Source organism: Carnobacterium sp. 1290_CSPC (assembly GCF_001053265.1).
In the GTDB taxonomy this organism is placed as follows: Bacteria; Bacillota; Bacilli; order Lactobacillales; family Aerococcaceae; genus Aerococcus; species Aerococcus urinaeequi.
The window spans coordinates 1-26973 of the sequence record NZ_JVVG01000027.1; the positions used below are offsets into that span (position 1 = coordinate 1).

The following is a 26973-nucleotide window of genomic DNA, read 5'->3' on the forward strand; positions in this document are numbered from 1 at the left end:
GATTCCATACACAATTTTTGGTTTGTCTTCTTTGTTCAGTTTTCAAAGGTCTATTTCGTCGCCCTTGTGACAACTATTTAATAGTATCACGAGTTTAACTGGAAGTCAACAACTCTTTAAAAGTTATTTAAAATGTTGTTTTCTCGGTTGTTGTTACGTTGTAACGCAACTATTAGATATTACCATGTTCAGCTGGTTGAAGTCAACAATTTTTTCAAAATATTTTCTTCAATGTTTCAACAGAAACAATAATAACATCTGAAAAATATAGTATCATCTTTCACAATTCTTGTAAACCTATTTTTCGTATTTCTTCAAAAAATAAAAGACCCTAGATAATATACCCAGGATCTTCTTATTTCGATTAGTAGGAATCAGCGATTAAGCTTCTTCCCAACTATCTTTGATGAATGTTTTACGACCAGATAATTCACTATAACGTTTATAGTGGGCTGGATTCTTTTTGTAGAATTGTTGATGGTAATCTTCTGCTGGCCAGAAAGTTGTTGCTTTCGTGATTTGTGTTAGAACTGGTTTGTTAAAACGACCACTCGCATCTAAAGCTGCTTTAGATGCCATTGCTGCTTTAGCCTGTTCTTCGCTGTTCACAAAGATTTCAGGTCGATAAGAATCCCCACGATCAACAAATTGCCCCATTGCATCTGTTGGGTCTGTTTGTTGCCAATAAATATCTAGTAATTCTGAATAGCTTATTTTTTCATTATCAAATTCAATCTCAACTGCTTCTGTATGACCGGTTGTGCCCGAGCAAACTTCTTCATATGTAGGATTTTCTTTGTGGCCGCCAGTGTATCCTGATGTAACTTTTTCAATACCATCCATTTCTTCGAATGGTTGAACCATACACCAAAAACATCCGCCGGCAAATACTGCTGTTTCTTTAGACATCCTAATTGCCCCTTTCGTTAAATTTAAAAAATTAATCCACCTCTATTGTATTACATTATTTTAATTTTGAAACGCCAGAAGCATTTTCTTTTGTGATTTCTGTAATACCACCCATGTAAGGTACTAACGCTTCAGGGATTGTTACTGAACCATCTGCGTTTTGATAGTTTTCTAAAATAGCTGTTACTGTACGCCCAACAGCTAAACCAGAACCATTTAATGTATGCACATATTCAGGTTTACCGTTTGCGTTACGGAAACGGATTAAAGCACGACGCGCTTGGAAGGCTTCAGTGTTTGAACATGAAGAAATTTCACGGTATGTTTCTTGCGCTGGTACCCATACTTCTAAGTCATAAGTTTTAGCAGCTGAGAACCCCATATCACCAGTAGATAATGTCATTACACGATATGGTAAGTTTAATTTTTGTAGGATATTTTCGGCATTATTCACCATTTTTTCTAATTCGTCATATGAATCTTCAGGTCGGGCAAACTTCACCATCTCTACTTTTTGGAATTGGTGTAGACGAATTAAACCACGTGTATCGCGACCAGCAGATCCTGCTTCTGAACGGAAACTCGGTGACATGGCGGTGAAATAGATAGGTAAATCTTCTCCAGGAATAATTTCATTTGCAAAATAATTGGTTAATGGTACTTCTGCTGTTGGGATTAATGTTAGGTGGCGATCTTCATTCGTTGTAGAGAAAACATCTTCAGTAAATTTAGGGAATTGACCAGTACCATACATAGCTTTGTCGTTCACTAAGTAAGGAGGAATGATTTCCTCGTAACCTTCTTCTTGGTGTTGATCCAACATAAAGTTATAAACAGCACGCTCTAAACGGGCACCTAAACCACGATAGTATAAGAATCTCGCACCTGAAACTTTAGCCCCACGTTCAAAGTCTAAAATACCTAATTCTTCACCAATTTCGTAGTGCGCTTTTGGTTCAAAATCAAACTCAGGGGCTTGGCTCCATCGTCGCACTTCAACGTTGTCATCTTCATCGGCACCAACTGGTACTGAATCATGTGGTAAGTTTGGTAAACGGTCCATAATGTAAGTCACTTGCTCATCCAATTTAGCAAGTTTCTTGTCTAAAACAAGGATTTCTTCGCCTACTTCTTTCATGCGGGCAATTTTATCATCCGCATTTTCTTTGTTGCGGCGTAATAAGCCAATTTCATCAGAAACGGCATTACGTTCCGCTTTTAAAGTTTCTGTTTGAGAAATCACCTCACGGCGTTGGCCGTCTAAATCAATTAATTTCTCTAATTCATCTTTTGCAACCCCACGGCTAGCGTATTTTTCCGCAGTCGCATCAAAGTTGTCTCTTAATAATTTAATATCAATCATTTCGTTTTCCTCCTATATATAAATAAGTAAATAAAAAAGCTATTCCGGTCTTCCAAAAAATTGGAAGGGACGAAATAGCTTGAAGCTCATATATTATTGCGCGGTGCCACCCTACTTTAAGACACAGAAATACCATGTCTTACGCTCATTAGATAACGGCTAACCCGGCTCTACTTAATTAGGATTAAATCCTCATATTCGTAGTCAGTGATTGTGTGGATTCATATCGCTTAATTACCTGCTTTCACCTACCGCAAGCTCTCTAGAAATCAGCCTATATTACTATTCACAATCGATACTTTTCTTATATTGCCTCCATTATATATTTGAGGCAAATAAAAGTCAATTGCGCCAAATTAGGTATTCGTAAATTCGTTTAGACTTGTGCAGAGCTAGAAAAAAAGCCATTTATAGATAGTTGGAATTTTCCCCTGTGCCTACCACTTCACCTATGCAAAATTAAGCAACATTCAAATCTACGTTGCTTAGTACAACGCACCCTTATAAAGTCACAAATACGCTTCTCTAGACACGTATAAAAGCCATGACAAGACATCATGACTTTAGCGAAAAAATATTTATAAAACTTGTATTTATCTTAATCAACATATCAGAAGCCTCATTATATTAGCATTCCAACTCCTAACAGTCACACATTCAAAACATCATATTCATGAGATTTGTTTAGTTTTGTAATACCAGTACTTTTAGACTACAAATCAGATCGTTATCTTACCTAAATGCATACGATAGTTTTGTTAATTACGGCACTCGCAAACGTGTATCTTGTCTAGAGCTTTTATAAACAGTGTTGTTCAAACCTGTAGAAAAAACGAAGTGTGTCCGTCTCTAGATAAATTTATAAATCATTTGAGCAATACGATGTATTTCATTTCTTGAAAATCTATACGGTTGTTAACTAAAAACGCCTTGGATATCTTCCATCCAGCCTTTAAACAGGTCTTCCATGATGCGTGCCACTTGTACAACAATGCTGACCTTGTCGACATCTTCTGCTGGTACAATGGCATTTGACATATCCAATTGGTTAAAGAGACTTTCATCAAAGTTCACCGTCGTATTGAAAGTATTAATTGATTGGTCCACTGACAATGGCGCTGTCAGCGCTAAGTTCCCTACAGCGTCATATTGGAAGGCTGCATCATAAGTTGTAGTCGAATTATTTTCTAAATCATAATTATAAGGTAAGAACAGGGCATTCGTTTTGGCATAGTTCAGATCTACGCCACTAACGACACCTTGGTAAATAGCTACGTTATCAGCAGGCAACCAAGGGGCACCTTCTTCATAAAGGGTAGTATAAGCAAGGTTTTCTTGTAGGGCAGTCAGTAATGTGCCTGTATTTACATACCGTTCATCTTCTGTTTCAGCACCTAAGGTCACAAGCATGATGTCGCGGCCATCGATTTGACTCATGATGATGATACAACGACCGGCAATAGATTCAGTTCCAGTTTTAAGACCAGACACGTCGTCACGTTCGTAGGCATTGCCTGGTAAAAACAGGTTGGTGCTCTCTAAAGTATAAGTCTCCGTATCCGATACTTGGAATTCTTTTGAAGTGACATTAGACCGTTCTAAAACATCCGGATATTCATTGACGATTTCACGGGCCACGAACAAGATATCTCGGGCCTGCATCATATTTTCTTGGTCAATTGAGTACGGTGACGCTGAACCATCAGTTGTGGTTAACCATGAACCGGCTAAACCTGAAGCGGTATATAATTCGAAGTCTTTGATGCCTAATTTGGTTAATTTGTCATCCATCATTTCAACAAAAGATTGCTCTGAGCCGGCAATATATTCTGCCAAGGCAACTACGGCTGCATTCCCTGACCCAATCACAGCAGCATCAATTAAAGCATCCACTGTATAATAATCAGTTGATTCTTCTAATGGTACATTAGATAAACCAGCCGCTACGGAAAGCTCTGAAACTGCCTCTGAGACAGGCACTTTAGTGTCAAAAGACAAATTTCCTGCTGCAATTTCATCATAGACAACAAACAAGGCAATTAACTTAGTCAATGAAGCAATCCCGTGTAAATCGGCCCCATTTTGGTCATATAAAATTTGGCCAGATTCACTATCAATGACCATCGCGGCATCGATATTCAACCCGTAATTTGTCGCAATTTCTTCTGAAAATTCTGCTACCGTACCACTTGTAGCCTCACTCGCTTGACTAGTGTCTACAGTCGTATTTTCAGTTGCTAACACAGCCATCGGCACTTGGGCCAAATTAAGGCCTAACAAGGCAACCAATGCTGTGGTCAAAACTTTTGTCAACTTATTCTTCACTTATATTCGCTCCATTTCTACATGATCCTCTAAATCTTCAAAGCGATTAGGAATAGTGAAAATGAACCGTGTCCCTCTATGGTCCGACTCCGCGTGAATTTCACCACGGTGCAGTTCAATAATCGATTGCGTAATCGCTAACCCCAAACCACTACCCGTCTGCGGCTCAGTTCGAGATTTATCCCCCCGATAAAATCTCTGGAATAGGTCCTTCAGTTGCCCCTTAGGAATCTTAGCGCCGTCATTTTCAACGACAAACTTGGTCTTTTCTTGGTCTTGATAGATTGAAATCCTGATATACTTACCCTTTCCACCATATTTAAAGGCATTGGTAAATAAATTGGAAAAAATACGTACAAATTTTTCTGGGTCAATATCGACTTGGATATTGTCATCCGGTTCGGCCACAATTTGAAATTCACGGCCGACTTTATTGGCCTCTAATTCAAACTCTACCGTAATTTGTTCTACCATACGTACCACATTGATCCGGTTAATAGCCAACTTAGTATCCACTTGTTTGACCTTAGTATATTCAAACAAATCTTCAGTCATCCGTTGCATTTGAACGGCCTTATCGTAAGCAATATTGATATACTTCATAGCCTTTTCTGGGTCTTTCAACCCTTCCTGCTTCAATAAGGTCAAGTAACCAATCACGGAAGTAAGCGGCGTCCGAATGTCATGACTCATATTGGTTATCAAGTCATCCTTAGACTGTTCAATCCGCCGCTCTTCTTCCCGCGCTTTAACAGTGGAGTCGACCAAACGATTAATCGAATCTACAACCGGCTGCATCCCATTCAACTCGGAAGTAGAAATCTTATGATGGTAGTTTCCTTGCGAAATATAGTGCAGCTCTTCAAGCACATAGCCCAATTGAACCGCCCGTAGCCGCCGATAAATCCGCCAGCCAACAAAGGAAACACTCATCACCAAGTAAACCACGGTTAGAGACAGAAAGAAATTTTGTTGAAATTGTGGGTGGACAAAAAAAGAGCCAGGATATGTCCGTAACAAGACTGAATAATTGGTTTCATAGACCGTGATCAACACGAACATTAACCCAAAATACAGTATGACCAATATCGCTAGCCACACAATCGCTTCAAAAAAAAGCTCTGTATGCATTCTACTTTTCTTTTTTTGCAAGAGCGCACCTTCTAACTATTACTGTCATTGAACTATTAACTACCTAACCGACTAACTGGCTACTATAAAAATGTAAAAAAGACTAGGTGCGTTGATACCAATATCGCATTCCCCAGTCTTACAGAACATTCGCCGTGATACCAGACGCTTTCTATACTTAGCGCTTAGGCTGTAATTTTATAACCTACACCCCAAACAGTTGAGATTACCTTGTCCCCACCTGTAGCTTCACCGATCTTATCACGCAAATGGCTCACGTGGACCATAACAGTCTTCGCTGATACCACAGACTCTTGCTGCCATACACGTTCAAAAATCTCGTCAGCAGAGAATACGTTATTTGGATTACTAGCTAGTAAGTATAATATACCAAATTCTAGCGCAGTTAGTTGAATTTGCTGACCATCTGTTGTCGTTACCTCATGAGAATTTTTGTTAATTACAAGCGGGCCAACTTCAATCGTTGCTGAATCATCGCCAGCTGTAGAAGCACGACGCAATAAAGACTTGATACGAGCCATCACTTCAAGCGGGTTAAAGGGTTTTGTCACATAATCATCCGCACCAGTCGTTAAACCAGAAATCTTGTCCATATCAGACGATTTAGCAGATAATAGTAAAATTGGCATATCCACATCACGTTTCCGTAACTCCTTAATCACCGTAATCCCATCCTTACCAGGCATCATAATATCCAACACCATCATCGCAATATCAGGATTCTCAGCAATTTTCTTCAAGGCCTCATCCCCATCAAAAGCCTGGATTACCTCGTAGTCTTCATTTGTAGCATATATAGTTAATAATTCAACGATTTCCTTATCGTCATCAGTAATTAAAATTTTCATTAGGTTATCCTCCGAACTCTATAATCTCTCTATCTTATTTTAACAAACCCCAACCACATAAGTCCTATATTTCTATTTAAAAGTAGTTAAGAATGCCTTAAGACTTGATATCACAAGCTTTTCCGATCTATATTAAAGATTTTTCCATTGAAAAAGGACAAGCGCAGTCATGCTGACCCACTTGCCCTCGGAATATTTTCGTCTTTAATCGATTAGCCTCTTGAATAGTTTGGCGCTTCTTTAGTGATTTGTACATCATGTGGATGCGATTCAATTAAACCAGCACCTGTCATGCGAATAAATTGTGCATGTTGACGTAAGTCTTCAACTGTTGCAGCACCGCAATAGCCCATACCTGATTCAATACCACCAAGTAATTGGAAGATAATACCTGAAACTGAACCCTTATAAGCAACGCGTCCTTCGATGCCTTCAGGCACTAATTTGTTGGCTTCGTTGACTTCACCTTGGAAGTAACGGTCCGCAGAACCCTTTTTCATAGCCCCTAATGAACCCATACCACGGTAAGTTTTAAATTGACGTCCTTGGAAGATTTCTAATTCCCCAGGTGCTTCGTCAGTACCCGCTAACATTGAACCTAACATGACTGCATGGCCACCAGCCGCTAAAGCTTTGACAATATCACCTGAGAATTTGATCCCACCATCCGCAATAATGGTCTTGCCGTATTCGTTGGCTACACTAGCTGCGTCATAGACCGCTGTAATTTGTGGTACCCCAACACCAGCAACCACACGTGTTGTACAAATTGAACCAGGCCCAATCCCTACTTTAACCACGTCTACACCTGCTTCATATAAAGCACGCGTACCTTCAGCTGTCGCTACATTTCCAGCGATTAAAGTAGCTTCTGGGAACTCTTGGCGAATTTGTGCAATTTTACGTAAAACCCCTGCAGAGTGACCATGTGCAGTATCGATTACAATCGCATCTGCACCTGCTTCAAGTAAAGCACCCACACGCTCAAATGTATCTGAAGTAACCCCAACTGCAGCACCCACAATCAAACGACCTTTTGCGTCTTTAGCAGAATTTGGATAGTCTGTAACGCGTTCAATATCTTTAATAGTAACTAAACCTGTTAAACGACCTTCATCATCAACTAATAATAATTTTTCAATACGATTTTCATATAAAATGTGACTCGCTTCTTCTAAAGAAGTTCCTTGTGGTGCAATAACTAAGTTGTCTTTGGTCATCACATTTTCAATCGGTTGGTCATGGTCTTCTAAGAAACGGATATCACGGTTTGTTAGGATACCCACTAATTTATGGTCTGCTTCATTGTCGATGATCGGTACACCAGAAATACGGTAACGATCCATCAAGGATTCTGCTTCGTGAACTGGTGAGTCTGGGAATAGATAGAATGGGTCTGAAATGACACCTGACTCTGAACGTTTAACCTTACGGACTTCATCCGCTTGTTGGGCAATCGTCATATTTTTATGAATAATACCAAGTCCACCTTGGCGTGCCATAGCGATGGCCATGCTTGCATCCGTTACAGTATCCATTGAAGCTGAAAGGATTGGAATATTTAATTTCAAGTTGGGTGCCAACTCTACGCCTAAATCTACCTCATTTGGCAACACCTCTGAATGCGCTGGCAATAGTAAGACGTCATCGAATGTTAATCCCTCTTTAGCGAATTTGTTTTCCCATGCAGTAGTCATTTTTCATTTATTCCCCTTTTCTGTATAAAATTGATTTTTACTATCCTACCACCATACACCAACAAGGTCAACCTTATATTTCGTAAACAAATGGATTATTTTTATATATTAAAGATATTGTTCGTTTTTTATTTGTTTGAAAAAGATATATACGCTTTTGGAAACTTGGATCAAATGTTATAGTTCGGAAATTGGTTAAAGAAATCATCTCTTCTTTTACCTATATATATTTACCTTATGCCTATAGCAAAATCCAGTATTAACAAGACCCCCATAAACCTATGACTCACCGACATACTTTTCAAATTACAAATCCAAAATTTATACGACACAAAAAGCCGTGACATTAAGCCACGACCTTTGAGTAATTATTCGTATAAGTTTGCCGAGAAAAATCCAAATACTTAGATTCTTTCCATTATGGCTTGTTTGAAGGCTTCTGGGTCTACTGTTTCAACGAAGGCTTGGTCTTCGATGAAAACCGTTGGCACCGCGCCGACACCAACTGCTTGTGCTTCTTCAAATACGCGGGCTGCTAGTTCGCTATTGTCTTGTTGCACACGTCCTTGTTGGGCTAAATAGGCTTCAACTTTATCTAGATCTAAACGCGCCCAGTCTTTTTGCGACCGAAGGTATTGGTCTGCCACAGTATAGGCCGCTTCTTGGTTGTCGTAATCGATGTAATCATGGACAAGATTACCTTTTTGTAGACGCGGACTGGTTTTATCATAGTGCTTCAAAATCCGTTGCACCTGCCCTGTTTGAATTAATGGATCTAGGAAGAAGGCGAATTGCTCCTGGTAATTTAAGGCATCCGGACAAGCAAGGTTGTAGTATTCAACGACTTTAACCTTGGCTGTATCTTTTCCAAGTTTAATCGCATCTTGATAGGTGATTTTATCTGTTTGAAAGGTCATTTAAATGCCTCCTTATTATATTTTCCTTACTGAGCAATTTGTTCGTCTAAGTAAGCAATTAATTCTGCTGCTGCATTTGGCCCCACAAAAGCTTTATCATTATTTACGACGATTATTGGAGTTGCTGTACCGCCAAGGGCTTCAAATTCAGCTTTAACGACATCATTTTGCAGGCGGTTGCCTTGGTATTGGTAAGATAGCGTTTCAATAGCATAGTCTACGATGCCACCAAAGTCTGTCGTTTTCCATTCACCATGACGGGCGAAGATTTCTTTGAATTGTTTGTAGGCTTTTTCTTGGTCCTTGTAGTCTACAAAGCGGTTGATGACTTCCCCTTTAGCTAAGCCAGCCTTATCGATATCAACGTGTTTGATAATCCGTTGAATCTTCCCTTCATCCGCTAGGCCCTCTAATTTTTCAGACACAGCGTCTTCAAAGTTTTTAGATCCTTGGCAACGGAAGTTGATGTATTCTGTCACCTTAATCGGCGCATCATCTTGGCCGTATTTAATAGCTCGTTTATCCGTAACCTGGTCTAAATCTAATTTGTCGGCCCCGAAATCATATACTTCTGTTGCAGTAGCTGTTTGGTAAGCAGCGTTAAACCATTCGCGGATAGTCTCGTTGTCTTCGTGCTCGTCAAAGGCTTGGCCAAATACATAGGCAGTTGGCACTGTTTTAGCGCCTACTTCAACCGCTTCAGCTTTAATCGCTTCTTGGGTATCATCGTGGTCTTGTTTAGTGTAACCTAATTGGCTTTCAGCATATGCTGCTACGCCCGCTTCGTCTAATTCCGTCCATTCTTGACGAGTCGCAAACATCTCTGTTAGCTGCTTGAAGGCATTTTCCGGGTCATCGTAAGTCAGGTAACTATGCATCACATTCCCTTTACGCAAATGACCAGTTGGGCGGTTTATGGGCTTCACAATATATTGTACTTTGCCCGCTTCAACGAATTCTTGAATAATCGCCGTATTTTGTTGTTCGAATTTCCTTGAAAAAGGACATTCTACGTTTAAGTAGGCATATAGTTTTACCGGTGCGTCTGCTTTCCCGTAACGAAATCCTAGGTCATCTGAAACTGTTGAGAAATCAATATTTGTTGCATCCATTTTATTACACGTCCTTTGTACTTTTAATACCCTTATCTTAACGAAGTTTTCTCGTCATGCCAAAAATATCAACTCGAAGCTATCAAAAAAGCCTGCCAGAATAACTGACAGACTCATGTTTTTAGAACAAGGTATTTTGTACTTTAAATTCGCGTTTAAACCACCATCTGGCAGCTAAACCTAGGACTGCTAGAGCTAGGTAAGCGAATAATGGTAATTCTGGGTTAATACCCGCTGGCAAGAATTCAGTTAGAGAAATGAGTAGGATCCAAGCTAATAAAACAGCTACTGAAATTAAGATATACCGCATAGTGCCACGTTCTTTCTTCGGTTTAGACATATCAGGTTGGTTAGTCGTCAACACAGCCATAGCTAATCCCCCAATAATAAAGTTCAAGATTAGCGTGAATAAACCAGCCGGGCCTGAGCTCGCATTTTCAGAACCAATTAATAAGGTCAATCCAGAAATACCCGCGAATACACCACCAATCAATAAGCCACCTTCAACCCAGTAGTGCCAGAACGGGCTGTCGCCTGCTTGAACTGCCCCATTACCGTCGTTAGGGTTTTGGTGTAGTTCTTGGGCGTAAGTTGTTGGTGTGCCGTATAATTGTTTGGCAGTAACCCCTTTGTCTTGCTCTTCAATAAGGGTATGTAACATTTGATTTTCTTTTAAGTCGATATCGCCATCGTAACCTAAAGCATTGATTTCATTCATAAATTTGATCATAAATTCTTGGTTACGTTTGGTTAAACCTGCGTATAGGCCTTCGCGTTCGTCTTTGATGCGTTGGTGGGTTGCTTTTTCAGCCGCTTCACGTTCAGCTTGAATTTCAGCTCTCGATTTTTTCTCATTTCCTAATGCCATTGTTGGTCAAATCTCCTTTTGCCTGAATGATCTTAAACGTTAAATCTAAATAGTAAGATATCGCCGTCTTTCACAACGTAGTCCTTACCTTCAGAACGATAGCGACCTGCTTCTTTGGCAGCTTTTTCACTACCATAAGTCAGTAAATCTTCATAAGATAAGGTTTCTGCACGGATAAAGCCTTTTTCAAAGTCTGAGTGAATTACACCCGCTGCTTGTGGGGCTTTCATGCCCTTTTTGAAGGTCCAAGCACGTACTTCTTGTTCACCGGCAGTAAAGTAAGTTTCAAGACCTAATAAAGTGTAAGCGCGTTGGATTAAGCGGTCTAATCCAGACACTTCCATCCCCAAGTCTTCCATGAACATTTCACGGTCTTCATCGTCCAATGATGCCAACTCTTCTTCGATTTGCGCTGAAACAATTACCACTTCAGCATCCTCTTCACTAGCAATACCGCGTACGATTTCAACATAATCATTACCAGTTGCTGCATCATCCTCGCTTACGTTCGCTACGTATAAGATTGGTTTTGTTGTCAAAAGGAACATGCGATCAATAAATGGCTGTTCTTCTTCAGTAAAAGTCACTGTTCGAGCTGATTTACCAGCTTCAAGCACTTCTTTTACCTTAGCTAAAGCGTTGGCTTCAACGATTGCATCATGGTCTTTTGATTTAGCCATTTTAACTGCTTTTTCGTAGCGTTTATTGACTGTTTCTAGGTCAGATAAGATTAACTCTAGGTTAATTGTTTCAATATCGTCAGCTGGATCTACTTTTCCAGAAACGTGGGTGATATTCCCATCTTCAAAGCAACGAACCACGTGGACAATCGCATCTACTTCACGAATGTTGGCTAAGAATTTGTTTCCTAAACCTTCACCCTTACTTGCCCCTTTAACAATTCCGGCAATATCCGTAAATTCAAAAGTTGTTGGGACAGTTTTCTTTGGTACGTAGAATTCAGTAAGTGTTTGTAGACGGCTATCTGGTACCTCTACAACTCCCACATTCGGGTCGATCGTTGCAAAGGGATAGTTTGCAGCTTCTACTTGAGATTTTGTGATTGCATTAAATAAGGTAGATTTTCCAACATTTGGTAATCCTACGATTCCGGCAGTTAAAGCCATTTCTTCACGCTACTTTCTTTATTAAGGATATTTTTTCTTTATTTCTATCATTTAAGTTATTTTGATGATTGAAAACTCGAACACATTAGACCAATATCGGCAAAACGAGTATTAACCCCTAGTTATTGTCTGCTGGTTTAATGATTTTCTTCATTTTCTTTTCAAATTCACGGCGTGGCATCATGACTGATTGGCCACAACCTTGGCATTTGATGCGGATATCCGCACCTAAACGAATGATTTTCCAAGCATTTTCACCACACGGGTGTTGTTTTTTCATTTGCACGATATCGTGCATGCCATATTCTTTGTCTCCCAAGACATACACCTCTAATCTTCAAATTTAATATTCAAAAGATCTAGAATACGGGTTAAATCTTCTTCAGAAAGGTATTCGATTTCGATTTTACCGCGTTTTCCGCGACTATTGATTTGAACATTCGTCCCAAATTTATCCATTAACCGGTCTTCGCTTTCGCGGATATAAGGTGGCACGACTTCTTTCTTGCCGTCGTCTTTTTTAATATCCTTGTCCGCTGGCTCGTTTAAGGCTTGTACCATTTTCTCCAATTGGCGAACGGTAATGCCTTCTGCAACAACCTTCTTAGCTAGACTTGATTGGTCTTTTTTCGATTTTAAACCTAAAATAGTCCGGGCCTGACCTGCGGATAAGGCACCTGATTGCACTAGGGCTTTGATATCGTCACTCAAACCTAGTAAACGTAAATGGTTGGTGATATAAGTTCTGGATTTCCCCAGGCGTTTAGCCGCTTCATCTTGCGTAATTGCTAAAACATCAATCAGTTGTTGATAAGCCATAGCTTCTTCTAGGGCTGTTAGGTCTTCACGTTGTAAATTTTCGATGATAGACGCTTCGATCATCTGTTCATCAGAAAATTCACGTACAATGGCTGGGACAGTCGTTAAACCGGCGATTTTAGACGCACGAAAACGTCGTTCACCAGCAATAATTTCATACCCTTTCACCGCAGATTTACGTAGGGTGATCGGCTGAAAAATGCCTTGCTCTCGAATAGATTTAGCCAAGTCGTTCAAGGCATCTTCATCAAATTGGTGACGGGGTTGGTAAGGGTTTGGACGAATATCTTCAACACTGATTTCCTGCACCATTTTGTCAGTCGCAGGGGCTTCAACAGTCGCTTCGTTTGCAGTTTGCTTACTTGTTTCAGCTGTATCTTTTACGTCAACTTGCTCTTGGTCTGTCTCATCCTGGGTAAAAAGTGCTTCGCCACCAAAAAAGGCATCAATCCCACGGCCAAGTCCCTTATTATGCTTATTTGTTTGTTTCGCCATTATTTTCTAGCACTTCCTTTGCCAATTCCAGATACACTTCAGCGCCACGAGAACGAATATCATAATCAATGATGGATTGTCCATATGATGGTGCTTCAGACAAGCGCACATTTCGCGGAATCAAGGTCGTATACACTGCTTGACCAAAGTACTTCCGGACTTCTTCTACAACTTCATTCGATAAGTTTGTTCTTGCATCATACATTGTCATTAAAACACCTTCAATTTTTAGCCCTGCATTGAAGTGTTTTTGAACTAATTGGATTGTGTTCAACAATTGACTTAATCCTTCTAGGGCATAGTATTCACTTTGTACTGGAATCAGTACGGAATCTGCACTAGTGAAGGCATTGATTGTCAAGTGACCTAGTGAAGGCGGACAGTCAATGAAGATATAGTCATAGTCATTTCTAATCGGTTGAATGGCTTCTTTCATCTTTTGTTCACGGTGGGCGATACTGGTAAGTTCGACCTCAGCCCCTGCCAATGAAATTGTTGCCGGTACAACAGAAAGGTTCTCGCGTGATGAAGATACTACCGCATCTTTTACGGCAACTTCGTTGATCAACACGTCATAGATGCTATTTTCAACAGAACCCTTAGCAATACCTAATCCACTCGTCGCATTCCCTTGCGCATCACTATCGATTAATAAAATTTTCTTTCCTTGATAGGCAAGTGCGGATGCTAAGTTGACAGTTGTTGTTGTCTTCCCGACACCACCTTTTTGATTGGCGACTGCGATTACTTTACCCATTTTCTAACCCCCTGCGTTGTATACATCATTTTCAATAAAAAAGGAACGGAATGCGTTTCCGTTCCTTTCGCATTCATTCAAAATAGTTTGGCCTATTTTTCGCAATATTATGCTTCTCATGTCATTTATTCTTTACCATTGTACCAAAAAAGCCTATATATTGTTTAAATAATTCTATTATCACATAAAATACTTTTAATCACTTTATTTATAGCGGACTTTTCGCTGGCTTTCCTGGTTTACGCGGATACTTATTTGGTGTTTCTTTTGGTTTTTCAATCCGTAAAATATGACGCTCCCCAGCTTCAGCTGGTAAGTCAAATTGAATGTCTTCGGCAAATTTACCACCTAAGACAGCAATAGCATGTTTTGCTTCCTCAATTTCATCATCAGATTGCTGTGCTTTCATCGCTAAGAATTGGCCATCTTTTTTCACCAGGGGTAAACAAAATTCTGCTAATAAGTTTAATCTAGCCACCGCTCTAGCAGTAGCAAAATCAAACTGACCACGGAATTGTGGGTTTTGACCAAAAGTTTCAGCGCGATCGTGGTAGGCATGCACTCCTTCTAAACCAAGTTCATTCACCACTTCATTGATAAAGTTGATACGTTTATTCAATGAGTCAACAATAGTGATGTCTAAGTTTGGAAAGGCAATTTTTAGTGGAATGCTGGGGAACCCAGCGCCTGAACCCACATCTACCAAGCGATATCCCTGGTCAGCCATCTCTACATGCATTGCTACAGTCAGTGAATCATAGAAGTGTTTCAAATACACTTCTTCAAGTTCTGTAATGGCGGTTAAATTAATTTTTTCATTCCATTCAACCAATAATTCGAAATAACGGTTGAATTGTGTCATTTGTTGGTCATTTAAGTGGATACCTGCATCCGCTAAGCTATTTTTAAATAATTCTGGATTCATGATTGTCTACTTTCTATATTAGATTCTGGTTGGATTGATAAAGTAAAGTCATTAATTAAGCACGAATATAGGCGTAACCATCATGTTGGCGGTTAATTAATTCGGCAATGCCTGATACAACCGAGGTAAATAAGCGACTATTCACCATTTCTGGATCAAATCCTTGCGCTTGTAGCGAATGTTGGCATAACTCAACCGTCACACCTTGTTTCACGAGTTTTTCTAAGCTTTGGTGATATTCTTCACGCACAGCAACCCGGACAGCACGACCATTGGCTAGGACAATCACTTGTAAATCTTCCACATCATTTAGCGCATTTTGAATAGTTGGTAAGATGGTTTCCCAATCTTTCATCTCATGTACATGAAAAATAACACGTTTTAACATTAGATTACTCCTTTTTATTTATTTACCTTGGCATTTGTTTTCGTATAGCTTACAAATTTACTAGGACCATACAGCTATTATCTTGCTTTAAACGATCTTGTAATCAATCGTTTCATTCCCTTAAATTATAGCATATGCCTTAAGTCTATTATAGGCGTTTACGATTAGATTCATCATACGTTAAAAAGCTATCCCAGAATTGTAGGATAGCTTTTCATATCTTCTGACTTAAACACGTGCGACGTGACCACCTTGCAGGTAAACCATGATAATGGATACATCTGCAGGGTTTACACCTGATACACGACTAGCTTGTGCTAAGGTGCGTGGGCCGATTTCTTTCAAGCGCTGGCGCGCTTCAGTGGCTAAACTGTCGATGGCATCCCAATCGATGTCAGCTGGAATCTCTTTTTGCTCTAAACGGTGTAATTTTTCTACTTTACGTTGTTCTTTAACAATATAACCAGCATATTTGATTTGGATTTCAACTTGTTCTGTTACTTGACGTGATAAATCCTTGTCGCTTGGGGCGAATTTAAGGATATCATCAATTTTAAGCTCTGGACGACGTAGTAAGTCGCTCGCCATAATCCCATCTTTTAAGGCTGCGGAATTTTTCTCTGCTAGGTAGTCTTGTAATTCTTGAGTTGGTTTCAAGCGAACATTGGCTAAACGGTCTAACTCTTCAGCAACCTCTGCTTGGTTTGATTTGTATAAGCTGTATTGTTCTTCAGATACTAAACCAAATTCATAACCTTTTTCAGTTAAACGAGTATCAGCGTTGTCATGACGTAATAATAAACGGTATTCAGCGCGTGATGTTAATAATCGATACGGTTCAGTTGTCCCTTTTGTGACTAAGTCATCAATCATTACCCCAATATAGCCTTGGTCACGGCCAATAACAAATGGCTCTTCGCCACGGATTTTAAGGACGGCGTTGATCCCTGCGTATAAACCTTGACCAGCAGCTTCTTCATAACCAGAAGTACCGTTTGTTTGACCGGCTGTAAATAAGTTGGCCACTTGTTTAGTTTCTAAGTTTACTTTCAATTGGTTTGGTTTCACCACATCGTACTCAATGGCGTAGCCGTTACGCATGATACGTGCGTTTTCCAAGCCTTTAACTGAATGAATCATGTCATTTTGAACGTCTTCTGGTAGTGAAGTTGAAAGTCCTTGGACATAGATTTCTTCGTTATCTAACCCTTCAGGCTCAAGGAAGATTTGGTGTTTTGGTTTATCTGCAAAACGCACAATCTTATCTTCAATTGACGGACAATAACGGGCACCTACACCCTCAACGATACCTGTAAACATCGGTGCACGATGTAAGTTTTCACGAATCGTTTCATGGGTTGCTTCATTAGTATAAGTCAAGAAACATGGGACTTGGTCTACTAATGGTAAGTAATCCGCGTCTTTAGACATGAATGAAAAATGATTTGGTGCATCATCACCCGGTTGGATTTCCGTTGCATCATAGTTGATCGTACGTTTGTCCACGCGTGGCGGTGTACCAGTTTTAAAGCGGGCAATATCAAAGCCATATTTTCCCGCCATATTCCCAGTCAATTTCTCAGCTGGTTGCGAGTTGTTTGGACCTGAAGAATATTTTAATTCCCCAATAATAATTTCACCACGGGCTGCCGTACCAGTTGTCAAAATAACAGCATCTGCACGGTAAATAGCACCTGTGTTGGTGATAATCCCTTTAACCGTATCATCTTCAATAATCAAGTCGTCTACTAACCCTTGACGTAGGGTTAAGTGGTCTTGGTTTTCGATAGTTCTACGCATTTCTTTGGCGTATTCATCTTTATCTGCTTGCGCACGTAAGGCACGGACAGCTGGTCCCTTACCTGTATTCAGCATACGCATTTGGATATAGGTTTTATCAATATTGCGGCCCATTTCACCACCAAGGGCATCGATCTCTCTTACAACTACCCCTTTAGCTGGTCCCCCAATTGACGGGTTACATGGCATAAAGGCAACCATATCAATATTAATCGTGATCAACATGGTTTCAGCGCCCATACGCGCTGCGGCTAAAGCTGCTTCACTACCTGCATGCCCAGCACCAACTACAATGACATCATATTTGCCTGCTTCATAAGTTTGCATCATCTCATCCTTTCTACGCTTCTTTTATTTACCTAAACAGAATTGACTGAATAGTTGTGTTAATAGTTCATCCGGCGCATTTTCACCAATAATTTCACCTAAAATTTCCCAAGCACGGGTAAAGTCGATTTGAATCAAGTCAACTGGCATGCCCATATCAATCCCGTTTTTCACTTCGTCTAATGATTGACTCGCTTTTTGTAAAAGGTCTATATGACGGGCGTTAGAAACATAAGTCGCGTCTTTTTCCCCTGATTGACCTGAGAAGAAGTAGTCTGCAATTTTCTCCTCTAAAGCGTCAATACCTTCTTGAGTCATCATAGACGTGGCAATGATTTCGTCCTCTTCAACCCACTCTAATAGGGATTCTTTTAAAAGTTGGTTTGGTAAATCAATTTTATTCATGATAATAATTCGTTTATGGTCTTGGGTTAAGGCTAAAAGCTCACGGTCACCAGCTGTTAAGGCTTCAGATTGGTTGAGTAATAATAACACCAATTCTGCTTCCTTTAGGGCCTTCTTCGACCGTTCCACACCGATACGTTCCACCACATCTTCTGTGTCACGAATACCCGCTGTATCCACTAATTTCAAGGGTACCCCGCGGATATTGATATATTCTTCAACCGTATCACGCGTTGTGCCTTCAATATCCGTTACAATGGCCTTTTCTTCTCTTAATAAGGCATTCAGTAAGGAAGATTTCCCTACATTTGGACGACCCACAATGGCAGTTGAAATCCCGTCACGCAAGATTTTTCCTTGTTTAGCGGTCGATAATAAGCCATCGATTCGGTTCTTGATAATAGTTGTTTTCTCGCCCAATAATTTAAGGGTCATTTCTTCCACATCATCGTATTCCGGGTAGTCAATGTTTACTTCAACTTGCGCCAAGGTATTTAAAATGTCTTGACGTAAATTTTCGATTAAATTGGATAATTTTCCGTCCAACTGCTTCACAGCTAAATCCATTGACCGGTCCGTCTTAGCACGGATTAAATCCATCACAGCTTCTGCTTGGGTTAAGTCAATTCGTCCGTTGATAAAGGCACGTTTGGTGAATTCACCTGGTTCTGCTAGGGTAGCCCCTTCACGCAAAACGAGTTCCAGCACGCGATTTGTCGCCACAATCCCACCATGGGTATTAATCTCAACAATATCTTCACGCGTAAATGTTTTTGGTTCACGCATAACAGACACCATCACTTCGTCAATCTCTTGACCATCTTTTGGATCCACAATATGTCCATAATGAATGGTATGACTATCTTGCGTACTCAATTTTTTCTGACCTAAATTATAAACCTTATCTGCAATCGCTAGTGCGTCATCACCTGAAAGACGGACAATCCCAATCGCACCCTCGCCCGGCGCCGATGAAATAGCTGCAATTGTATCAAAACCACGAGTAATCATGAATATGTTCCTTTCTATCTAAATTTATCTACTATTGTTTATATTTGTGCAAATAAAAAAGCGCCCAATCTACCCCTCCCATGGCCTGGTCGGACTAGAAAGACACTTTGACTGTCAAACTACTTTTTTATACATTCGGTATTATACGCAATCTCAATTTAAAAGTAAACAATTTCAATTCAGAAATTGCGACTTTTTCATCCTAGTTTACTACTGTTTAGAAAAGGGCAAGCAGCTTTTATTGGGCACCCATTATTAAACGCCCAGCTAAATTCAGGATGAGCGTTCATTTTGTCATCTTTATCTGTCGATTTACCTGTCATTTAAGGCTGAATATTTTCAGGGACTTCGTATAATGGATAAGCTGGGGTTAATTCAACAACACCATCAATGACCATATAGTCGCCTTCAATAGTAGGTTGAATGTAGTCGGCATTATAATACTGGACCATCGTTGCCATCATGGCATCCAACTTAGCCTTCCCTTGTGGATCATCCGCCAATTCACTGATATTTTCGCTAAAGTCAACATAGACAATCTTGCCCTTCCTTGGGTCCTGACCGTCAACACTGATGCTATTGATATCAACACTATTAGTCATCATTTGTTGGTCCGCGCTGTTGCCTCCCTGGAAAATCTGCGTGAATTTCAGCGCCATATCATCATTAGTCGTCATAGCCACCGTTTCATTTGCTTGTTCAAATTCACCTTCGCCATTTGGATAGTAAAAAGTAACCTCTTCACCCCAACCTTCAAAAGATAACTGACTCAAAATTTGAGTGACGAAATAATACGCTTCAGGGTCGGTACTTTCATCTTCTGCGTAAACCAGTCCCACATCTGGGGCATAATACTCTCTGCGAATACTATTTTCACTGTATTCACTGACCTCTAAAGTCTCGTAACTGCCAGTCTTCGTTTCAACAGGCACATCGATACCAGTAATTTTACGTTGCCGTCCGTCACTATCCCAAGTATGGCCCACTTCAATCGGCTCCTCAATCAAGACTCTCGTTGGCTCATCTATTTGGGTAATCATATCGCGGGTCAATTCTTCATGGCTATAAGTTTCTGGCTTGGTCACGATCACTTCGGCCTTATCTGCTGTAATCACCATTAACTCTAGTGTTGTTGTTCCTGCAGTTGCCGTCCGCATAGTTAAAAACTCATCATTAATAAAATCATAGGTCCGGGTAAAGCCCGCAAACTCATTCCCATCACCCTCAAAAACTGCCTGATACCCTTCAATCATTGGAAAATAGTCAGTCACTGTTAAAGCTGGCGCCACTTCTGAGGAAGAACTTTCACTTGCTTCATCATCTGTGTCACTTTCTGCTGTTGAACTCAACTGACTGGATTGTGAACCTTCTGATGTTTCATCACTCGCACTATCATTAGTACTTGAGGACACTTGTTCAGAAGAGGATGTCTCACTTTCATCATAAATATCTTCTGCATTATTAAACCAAGAACATGAACCTAACAGTAATGACGTACTCAATAGTAAAAACCATGTTGCTTTCTGTTTCATTTTTGACACCTCCCAGAATCAATCATGAATACTTTTATTACTTTTATTGTATCTGTTTTCATAATATAGTTAAAGCGTTACGGTAAAACTTAAGTCAGTCTTAAAGACTTCATGCAGTTGAATAGCACAAAGAAAAACCCCCGGCATATAGCCAGGGGTAAGATCTTATCTTTCATTAATGATTAGAATTGGTTGTTATTGTTGTTTTGACCAGATTCTTCTTCAATTTTTTTGTCTAATTTTTCTAGTTGTTTTTTCGCGAAGTCGCGTCCACCTAAACCAAATGATAAGGCAAAGGCAACTGATAAACCACCAATGATAAATAGGAAGGCCATGTTCACAATATTGTTAGCAAAGTTCAATTGATCTAATGCCATAAATACTGAGAAGACTACGAATACGCCTTTAATGATTGCACCAACCCATTTGCTTTGAGTTGCTTTATTCACTAAGTCGCCAACGAAACGGCCACCAAAGATACCAAGCCCTAAGATAATTAAGGCAATTAATACGTTCGGTAAGTAAGCAATGATTGCTGCACCAACAGTGTTTAAGATCGCTAAGTTTAATACATTTAAGGCTTCAACGGTAAAGAATAAACCAATAACTACTGCAACTACTTGACCAATGATTTCTGAAACATTGATGTTTTTAGTTGTTGCACCAGTTTCACGGTTGAATAAGTTGTTTAAACCAGTACCCGCAAGTAAGTTTTGTACTAACTCACCAATGACTTTAGCAATCGCAAATCCAACACCTAATAAGATTACTGCTACTAAGATATTTGGAATTGCAGCAGCTACGCTATTTAACACACCGATGATTGGTGTTGCAATTGAAGAAATCCCTAATGTTTCAAGGGCTACAACTGCAATTGGGATGAAAACAACAATGTAAGCTACATAAGAAAGTACGTTAGCAAGTGTATCTGCTGTTTGTCCGTCTGCTGTTTTGTTACCAGTAAATTTAGCCACATACTTGTCGATGTTAACTGTTTTAACTAGTGAGTAAACTAATTGTTTCACTAAACGCGCTACCACTACCGCTACAATCATAATAATGATTGCACCAACGATTGATGGTAAGAACCCTAAAGCATTTGCTGTCATATCACGAATTGGTGTCGCAATAGAAGCTAAACCAAATGTATCGAAGATGCCTGGTAAGAATAGCACCCAAACAATGTAGTATAGAATTTGCGCGATGGTATCAATCGTAGTTTCCGCTTGATCCTCAGTCTCTGCAATATTCCATTTCACGAAGCGACCTGGTAATCCCACCGCTCGTAAACCTTTTGAAACTGCCTTTTTCACTAATACTGCCACGATCCACGCAATAAGAATTAATAATATACCACCAATGACGGCTGGTATGCTAGCAGCTAAGCTAGCCCATAAACCTGCTAAATCCATTTTTTCCATCTCCTTTTATCTAAAAATTTATTTGGAAAACTTCAAAAATAAAGAATTCCTTAAGACTATTTCTAGTTTACTATATTTATAAGTGATATTCACGCGATATACTTCGGGTTATTTTATAACCTTTAGCATAATGGGGTTTTGCGTTTTTTATTTATATATAAAATACATTATAAATACAATTTTAGAGGATTTTGTATTTTAACTCCTTGAAAAAAGAATTATTTCAACCACACGCTAAATAAAAAAAGAGCTAACTTTACCCCTAAAGATAAGCTAACTCCTTATGTATTCATTTAATTTTCTATATTAGGCTGCTTCAACGCTATCCAACAAAGTCATAATTTCTGCCTCATTTTCAGCATTTACCAATTTCACCACGTTATCAAGGGTTGAACAGAAAATAGCGATTTTAGAAAGTAAATCCAGGTGTTCATTGTTAACCCCGGCAATCCCAAAGACAACCATTGCCATCTTTTCTTCATTGGGGTCGTCAGAAAAATCTACCCCAAACGGGATTTGTAGGACCGAAATGCCTGTAGAATGGATGCTTGTTTTGGCCTCATCCGTACCGTGAGGAATGGCAATGAAATTACCCATGTAAGTTGTTACCTCATTCTCGCGGTCGAGCATGGCTTCCACATAAGAGGAATCGACATGTCCGTTATCGACTAACAATTGACCTGCTGCCCTTATCGCAGCTTCCTTCGTTTGAAAATCTTGCTTTAATTTCACCATATTTTGATTGATTTCCATTTAATCATCGCCCTTCCCTGACTCCTGTATCGCTTCAACAAATAGTCTACTCAGTAAATTCCTTAAAGTTTCTTCATTCCCCTTATTATATAGATCGGTATTAATATTATTTTCGATAATAGATTGGCTGATCCAACCTAAAACTGTTTTAACATTGGCATCTAGTGGCGCTGGTGCCAACAATAACAGTATCCGTTTTAGTGGGATCATCTGCCGATCCATCCCTTCAACATAAAAGGGACTCGACAGATTATAGACCTTAAACACCGGTGTCTTCACATCTTCGTGCACACTATGAAATAGAGACATATTGGTCTTTGGAATACCAATTGGCGTGGTCTTGTAGCGTTTAATAATTGCCTGTGACACCAAGGCATCATCCGACACAGCAAGTGGTTTCAGCGATTGTATCACTGCCTCAACGGTCGCCTCCACATGCTCTTTGCTGTCAATGTCTTTGACCTCAAACTGCTTTAACAAATCATCCGCAATCAAGATGGAATCCCGCATCTCTTCAAAGGTTAATTTGTAATTATCATCCCCAAAATGGTTGGTCAAAGGGTTTTTGTGGCCTAGTTTGTAGGTTTCGATAAAGTCCTTTAACAAGTCAATATCCTTGTCAGCTAGTACCGGTGATATCAATTGGTATTCAACCGGGAAATTTTTAAGCGGGGCTGTCGACAGAATCATACTGTATGACCCGACATCTAATCGGTCAATTTTAGATAATTGTGTGATATCCACTTGAAAAATAGCTTGGAACTGCTTTTCTAGCCGCTCTTTGATAATTTTACCCGTCCCACCATAATTGGAGACAATTACTAATAACCGTGGTTGATAGTTTAAAGAAGGCCCTGCTTCGTAAGATGCTGCAAAGTGCATCAATATATAAGCCGCTTCTTCGTGTGAAATATCGGTTGAAAAAACTGCTTTAAAACTTTCTTCTACTTTGACATACAAGTCTTTGTATTGGTCGACAACCGGTTCTAAACTAGTATCTTTGAAACTCGTGATGGGGTCATTTTCAATCCGCTTCAAGGCGGCCCGAATGTGAGAAATTAACCCCTTGTACAAGCGTTTGTCCTGTCTAAAATCGTTACTCGTTTTTTCAGAAATAAGTCGGATAAACTTCTGTACCTTGTAGGATAATTGGGTGTCAAAGTTCACATTGAAAATCGATTCTTTATTCTTAAAATTGATGCCTTCCAATTGGTTAACCAATAAATTGCGCTCATTGATTGGAATGTTGATTTTCAATTGATTAGCAATATGCCCCGTAATTTGATAAGCCAAATTGATAATATCGCTTGGGACGTTGGTCTCAATACTGACAATATCGCCTATGGAAAAGCCTGCCTGGATCCGATCAAGGGCATAAGCCAATTGAATCAAAACAGGCCGAATTTGATTGTCATTCATCTTCTTACCTGAGTTTAGGTCACTCTGATGAAAACTTTCCACCACTGCTTTCAAACTGTTATCAGAAATAAAAGTGAGGAAGAAGGGTTTATCGATAGCAGCGCCAATTTCAGATAGATCGGATAAATAAGTTGCGCTATCAGATGGAGATAGATTGTTGTAAATGGTTGTCGCCACAATGTTTCGGTTGTTAATTTCATCCACATCCAAGGTAAAGCCTTGCGCCGGTAACCGGTTTACACGATTAGCCCCCAATCTTTCTTCAATAGCATCTATATCTTGATAGATGGTATTTAAACTGACAGCAAATTGTTGGCTTAAAACTTCTGCTGTCACCGGCTCTTCATTGACCAATAAAATGGTAATAATGCCATCTTGCCGTTCATCTTTAGAGAAAACATACTGATTTCGAGCAGTATTTTCTTCCCTCAACATATTTAAAGTTTCCGCATGGCCAACAAGTTTATAACCCTTGTTCCGTTCGTTGACAATCTCAATATTTAAGGTTTTGAGTGACGCCTCTAAATTCGTAATTTCCCGGTAGACTGTCCGTCGACTCACTTGCAGTAAACTTTGAAAAGAAGAGATAGGAATTTCCGTATGACTATATAACAACTGGTCTAATATAATGGCTTCCCGCTGTGATAGATACATTTGGCACCCGCTCCCTTCTTTTGTTTATTTCTTGCTTGTTTTCTATTAGTTTCCTTTGTTTCTTACTTGTTTCTTATTTAATAATGACTTTTCCGATATTTCCAAGTCCTTATGATTCAATCAGCTGGTCGTAAGCACTGGCTTCTAGTAAATCTTCGATGACCAAGCCATCTAAATCTGGATATAACTCCTGTAAGGATTGGACGATTGCTTGGTTTCCGATAACTAAAGTAGCGTCGGTTTTATTGGTATGGACTAAATCTTCAACTGCCACAGCCTTGACGGTCACATCATGGATATTGATCTTCTTCAATTTATTCCGTAGAATAGACGCCGCCATGGTGGTTTCGCCTACCTTATCTTCAAATGGTAGATAGATATTGTCGATATTTTGAATCGCTATATTTGTTGTTTGGCTTGCTGCCGTATTATCTGTTTCTTTAACCTCAATTGGTTGCGCAATCATAGCCCCTAAAATCTCATCATAGCGGTCACCGTCTAAGAAATTGTCTACTGATACGTGCATACCAGATGGATTTTGACGGCGTGCTCGAGGGGTTAATTCATTTTGCGAAATGACTAATGTACCTGGTTCATCCTGTAGATTGTTAATGGCAGAATTTGAAATAGGGATATTCAGATTGATTTGTTTGGCCTTTTTCCGTAATAAAGAGGCCCCCATGGCACTTGAACCCATTCCTGCATCACAAGCGAAGATGATTTTATTGACGTTCTCAGCTTTTGGAACGTCGGCCACATTCTCAGCTACTTGCGTATTGCTTGTAGTTTGACCTTTAGCAGCACGTTTCTCTGCTTGAACGGCATCTTTAGAAGCTTCAAAATCCTTACCTTCTGAACGGTCAAATTTGAGGATAGCGACCCCAATGGCGAAGGATACCAAGAAGGCGCCGAATACACCTAATAGGATACCAAATAAATCGCCCGGTGGTGTCATGGCAACCACTGAAATAATTGATCCCGGTGACGCTGGTCCTACAAGTCCTACATCAAATAATTGGAAAATGGCAGTACCTGTTACCCCACCACCAATCACCGCTAATACCATCAAGGGTTTCATTAACACATAAGGGAAGTACATCTCGTGAATACCACCAAAGAATTGGATAATAAAGGCACCTGGCGCTGAAGATTTAGCTGACCCACTACCAAATAGCATATAAGCCAACAACATACCGCCACCAACACCTGGGTTAATAGACACTAAATATAGAATAGACTTACCGGCTTCTTGTGCTTGTTGGGCACCTAATGGCGTAAATATACCGTGATTGACAGCATTATTCAAAAAGATAACCTTGGCAGGTTCTGTAATGACATTGGCAAGTGGTAAGAAACCGTCGGAAATAATGGCTTGAATACCAACAGAGGCAATATCTGTGATGGCACCAATCGTTGGTCCAACAAAGTAATAGCCAAGTACCGCTAAAATAAAACCTAGGATACCAGAAGAGAAGTTATTAACTAACATTTCAAAACCTTGCGGAATCTTGTCTGCAAATTTATCGTCAAATTGCTTCAACAACCAACCAGCAAACGGTCCCATCAGCATGGCCCCTAGAAACATAGGGATTTCAGAACCAACCACAACCCCCATGGTCCCAATCGCCCCGACAACTGCCCCGCGTTGGCCGTGGACTAAACTACCACCACTATAAGCAATCAATAAAGGTAGTAAATAATTTTTCATCGGGTCAATCATTTGAGCCAATTCTTCATTCGGTAGCCAACCAGTGGCTAGAAATAAGGCTGTAATAATCCCCCAAGAAATAAAGGCGCCAATATTTGGCATAATCATACTACTCAGATAAGAACCAAATTTTTGAATCCGAGTTTTCATAGAAATTTTCGTATTTGATCCTGCATCTGACACTGTACTTGTACTCATTTCTGACATTGCGATTCCTCCTCAAAACTTTTAAATTACTCCC

At 39.9% G+C, this 26973-nt stretch carries 22 protein-coding genes and 1 other annotated feature; all 22 genes read right to left on the reverse strand.

Annotated features, from left to right (window positions below; all coding sequences use genetic code 11):
* Positions 1 to 381: 381 nt before the first annotated feature.
* A complete protein-coding gene (gene msrA, locus AC973_RS02505) occupies positions 382 to 909 on the reverse strand; it encodes a peptide-methionine (S)-S-oxide reductase MsrA (RefSeq protein ID WP_003142973.1) in 528 nt (175 codons plus the stop codon).
* Positions 910 to 964: 55 nt separating this feature from the next.
* On the reverse strand, positions 965 to 2272 hold the full coding sequence (gene serS, locus AC973_RS02510) for a serine--tRNA ligase (RefSeq protein WP_048726880.1): 1308 nt from the start codon (positions 2270 to 2272) through the stop codon (positions 965 to 967).
* Positions 2273 to 2334: 62 nt separating this feature from the next.
* Positions 2335 to 2577: a binding site (T-box leader), on the reverse strand.
* A 610-nt stretch (positions 2578 to 3187) separates the two neighbouring features.
* Positions 3188 to 4597, reverse strand: a complete 1410-nt coding sequence (locus AC973_RS02515; protein WP_048726882.1) for a D-alanyl-D-alanine carboxypeptidase family protein — start codon at positions 4595 to 4597, stop codon at positions 3188 to 3190.
* On the reverse strand, positions 4598 to 5659 hold the full coding sequence (locus AC973_RS02520) for a sensor histidine kinase (RefSeq protein WP_225968917.1): 1062 nt from the start codon (positions 5657 to 5659) through the stop codon (positions 4598 to 4600).
* A gap of 254 nt (positions 5660 to 5913) precedes the next feature.
* The gene (locus AC973_RS02525) at positions 5914 to 6597 is read right to left on the reverse strand and encodes a response regulator transcription factor (protein ID WP_016897171.1); all 684 of its coding nucleotides are present in this window, start codon (positions 6595 to 6597) and stop codon (positions 5914 to 5916) included.
* Between the two features lie 212 nt (positions 6598 to 6809).
* Entirely contained in the window at positions 6810 to 8294 is a 1485-nt protein-coding gene (gene guaB, locus AC973_RS02530; RefSeq protein ID WP_048726890.1) for an IMP dehydrogenase, read from the reverse strand.
* 404 nt (positions 8295 to 8698) lie between these two features.
* Positions 8699 to 9211, reverse strand: coding sequence for a thioredoxin domain-containing protein (locus tag AC973_RS02535; RefSeq protein ID WP_048726892.1), 513 nt, complete (start codon positions 9209 to 9211; stop codon positions 8699 to 8701).
* 26 nt (positions 9212 to 9237) lie between these two features.
* Entirely contained in the window at positions 9238 to 10323 is a 1086-nt protein-coding gene (locus AC973_RS02540; protein WP_048726894.1) for a thioredoxin domain-containing protein, read from the reverse strand.
* 121 nt (positions 10324 to 10444) lie between these two features.
* A complete protein-coding gene (locus AC973_RS02545; RefSeq protein WP_048726895.1) occupies positions 10445 to 11191 on the reverse strand; it encodes a DUF1129 domain-containing protein in 747 nt (248 codons plus the stop codon).
* 32 nt (positions 11192 to 11223) lie between these two features.
* Entirely contained in the window at positions 11224 to 12318 is a 1095-nt protein-coding gene (ychF, locus tag AC973_RS02550; protein WP_048726896.1) for a redox-regulated ATPase YchF, read from the reverse strand.
* A gap of 118 nt (positions 12319 to 12436) precedes the next feature.
* Complete coding sequence (locus AC973_RS02555) at positions 12437 to 12637, reverse strand: DUF951 domain-containing protein (protein WP_016897177.1); 201 nt, start codon at positions 12635 to 12637, stop codon at positions 12437 to 12439.
* Positions 12638 to 12648: 11 nt separating this feature from the next.
* Positions 12649 to 13632, reverse strand: coding sequence for a ParB/RepB/Spo0J family partition protein (locus tag AC973_RS02560; RefSeq protein WP_048726898.1), 984 nt, complete (start codon positions 13630 to 13632; stop codon positions 12649 to 12651).
* A complete protein-coding gene (locus tag AC973_RS02565; RefSeq protein ID WP_026465522.1) occupies positions 13613 to 14389 on the reverse strand; it encodes a ParA family protein in 777 nt (258 codons plus the stop codon). Before AC973_RS02565 ends, AC973_RS02560 begins: the two co-directional genes overlap by 20 nt.
* A 208-nt stretch (positions 14390 to 14597) precedes the next feature.
* Complete coding sequence (rsmG, locus tag AC973_RS02570; RefSeq protein WP_048726901.1) at positions 14598 to 15314, reverse strand: 16S rRNA (guanine(527)-N(7))-methyltransferase RsmG; 717 nt, start codon at positions 15312 to 15314, stop codon at positions 14598 to 14600.
* Between the two features lie 55 nt (positions 15315 to 15369).
* Complete coding sequence (locus AC973_RS02575; RefSeq protein WP_048726904.1) at positions 15370 to 15702, reverse strand: DsrE family protein; 333 nt, start codon at positions 15700 to 15702, stop codon at positions 15370 to 15372.
* Positions 15703 to 15930: 228 nt separating this feature from the next.
* Positions 15931 to 17829, reverse strand: a complete 1899-nt coding sequence (gene mnmG / locus AC973_RS02580) for a tRNA uridine-5-carboxymethylaminomethyl(34) synthesis enzyme MnmG (RefSeq protein WP_048726907.1) — start codon at positions 17827 to 17829, stop codon at positions 15931 to 15933.
* Positions 17830 to 17853: 24 nt separating this feature from the next.
* Complete coding sequence (gene mnmE / locus AC973_RS02585; protein ID WP_016897183.1) at positions 17854 to 19245, reverse strand: tRNA uridine-5-carboxymethylaminomethyl(34) synthesis GTPase MnmE; 1392 nt, start codon at positions 19243 to 19245, stop codon at positions 17854 to 17856.
* 323 nt (positions 19246 to 19568) lie between these two features.
* Complete coding sequence (locus AC973_RS02590) at positions 19569 to 20777, reverse strand: GerMN domain-containing protein (RefSeq protein WP_048726910.1); 1209 nt, start codon at positions 20775 to 20777, stop codon at positions 19569 to 19571.
* 182 nt (positions 20778 to 20959) lie between these two features.
* On the reverse strand, positions 20960 to 22189 hold the full coding sequence (locus tag AC973_RS02595; RefSeq protein WP_048726913.1) for a mechanosensitive ion channel: 1230 nt from the start codon (positions 22187 to 22189) through the stop codon (positions 20960 to 20962).
* Positions 22190 to 22504: 315 nt separating this feature from the next.
* Entirely contained in the window at positions 22505 to 22951 is a 447-nt protein-coding gene (locus AC973_RS02600) for a PTS sugar transporter subunit IIA (RefSeq protein ID WP_016897186.1), read from the reverse strand.
* Positions 22952 to 25024, reverse strand: a complete 2073-nt coding sequence (locus AC973_RS02605; protein WP_048726917.1) for an HTH domain-containing protein — start codon at positions 25022 to 25024, stop codon at positions 22952 to 22954.
* Positions 25025 to 25133: 109 nt separating this feature from the next.
* The gene (locus AC973_RS02610; RefSeq protein ID WP_065419848.1) at positions 25134 to 26939 is read right to left on the reverse strand and encodes a PTS mannitol transporter subunit IICBA; all 1806 of its coding nucleotides are present in this window, start codon (positions 26937 to 26939) and stop codon (positions 25134 to 25136) included.
* Between the last annotated feature and the right edge of the window lie 34 nt (positions 26940 to 26973).

Excerpts from the sequence above, each read along its gene's own strand:
- msrA (WP_003142973.1), bottom strand. The coding sequence starts at position 909 with ATGTCTAAAGAAACAGCAGTATTTGCCGGCGGATGTTTTTGGTGTATG.
- serS (WP_048726880.1), bottom strand. The coding sequence starts at position 2,272 with ATGATTGATATTAAATTATTAAGAGACAACTTTGATGCGACTGCGGAA.
- AC973_RS02520 (WP_225968917.1), bottom strand. The coding sequence starts at position 5,659 with ATGTTCGTGTTGATCACGGTCTATGAAACCAATTATTCAGTCTTGTTA.
- AC973_RS02525 (WP_016897171.1), bottom strand. The coding sequence starts at position 6,597 with ATGAAAATTTTAATTACTGATGACGATAAGGAAATCGTTGAATTATTA.
- guaB (WP_048726890.1), bottom strand. The coding sequence starts at position 8,294 with ATGACTACTGCATGGGAAAACAAATTCGCTAAAGAGGGATTAACATTC.
- AC973_RS02535 (WP_048726892.1), bottom strand. The coding sequence starts at position 9,211 with ATGACCTTTCAAACAGATAAAATCACCTATCAAGATGCGATTAAACTT.
- AC973_RS02540 (WP_048726894.1), bottom strand. The coding sequence starts at position 10,323 with ATGGATGCAACAAATATTGATTTCTCAACAGTTTCAGATGACCTAGGA.
- AC973_RS02545 (WP_048726895.1), bottom strand. The coding sequence starts at position 11,191 with ATGGCATTAGGAAATGAGAAAAAATCGAGAGCTGAAATTCAAGCTGAA.
- ychF (WP_048726896.1), bottom strand. The coding sequence starts at position 12,318 with ATGGCTTTAACTGCCGGAATCGTAGGATTACCAAATGTTGGAAAATCT.
- AC973_RS02560 (WP_048726898.1), bottom strand. The coding sequence starts at position 13,632 with ATGGCGAAACAAACAAATAAGCATAATAAGGGACTTGGCCGTGGGATT.
- AC973_RS02565 (WP_026465522.1), bottom strand. The coding sequence starts at position 14,389 with ATGGGTAAAGTAATCGCAGTCGCCAATCAAAAAGGTGGTGTCGGGAAG.
- rsmG (WP_048726901.1), bottom strand. The coding sequence starts at position 15,314 with ATGAATCCAGAATTATTTAAAAATAGCTTAGCGGATGCAGGTATCCAC.
- AC973_RS02575 (WP_048726904.1), bottom strand. The coding sequence starts at position 15,702 with ATGTTAAAACGTGTTATTTTTCATGTACATGAGATGAAAGATTGGGAA.
- mnmG (WP_048726907.1), bottom strand. The coding sequence starts at position 17,829 with ATGCAAACTTATGAAGCAGGCAAATATGATGTCATTGTAGTTGGTGCT.
- mnmE (WP_016897183.1), bottom strand. The coding sequence starts at position 19,245 with ATGATTACTCGTGGTTTTGATACAATTGCAGCTATTTCATCGGCGCCG.
- AC973_RS02590 (WP_048726910.1), bottom strand. The coding sequence starts at position 20,777 with ATGAAACAGAAAGCAACATGGTTTTTACTATTGAGTACGTCATTACTG.
- AC973_RS02595 (WP_048726913.1), bottom strand. The coding sequence starts at position 22,189 with ATGGATTTAGCAGGTTTATGGGCTAGCTTAGCTGCTAGCATACCAGCC.
- AC973_RS02600 (WP_016897186.1), bottom strand. The coding sequence starts at position 22,951 with ATGGAAATCAATCAAAATATGGTGAAATTAAAGCAAGATTTTCAAACG.
- AC973_RS02605 (WP_048726917.1), bottom strand. The coding sequence starts at position 25,024 with ATGTATCTATCACAGCGGGAAGCCATTATATTAGACCAGTTGTTATAT.
- AC973_RS02610 (WP_065419848.1), bottom strand. The coding sequence starts at position 26,939 with ATGTCAGAAATGAGTACAAGTACAGTGTCAGATGCAGGATCAAATACG.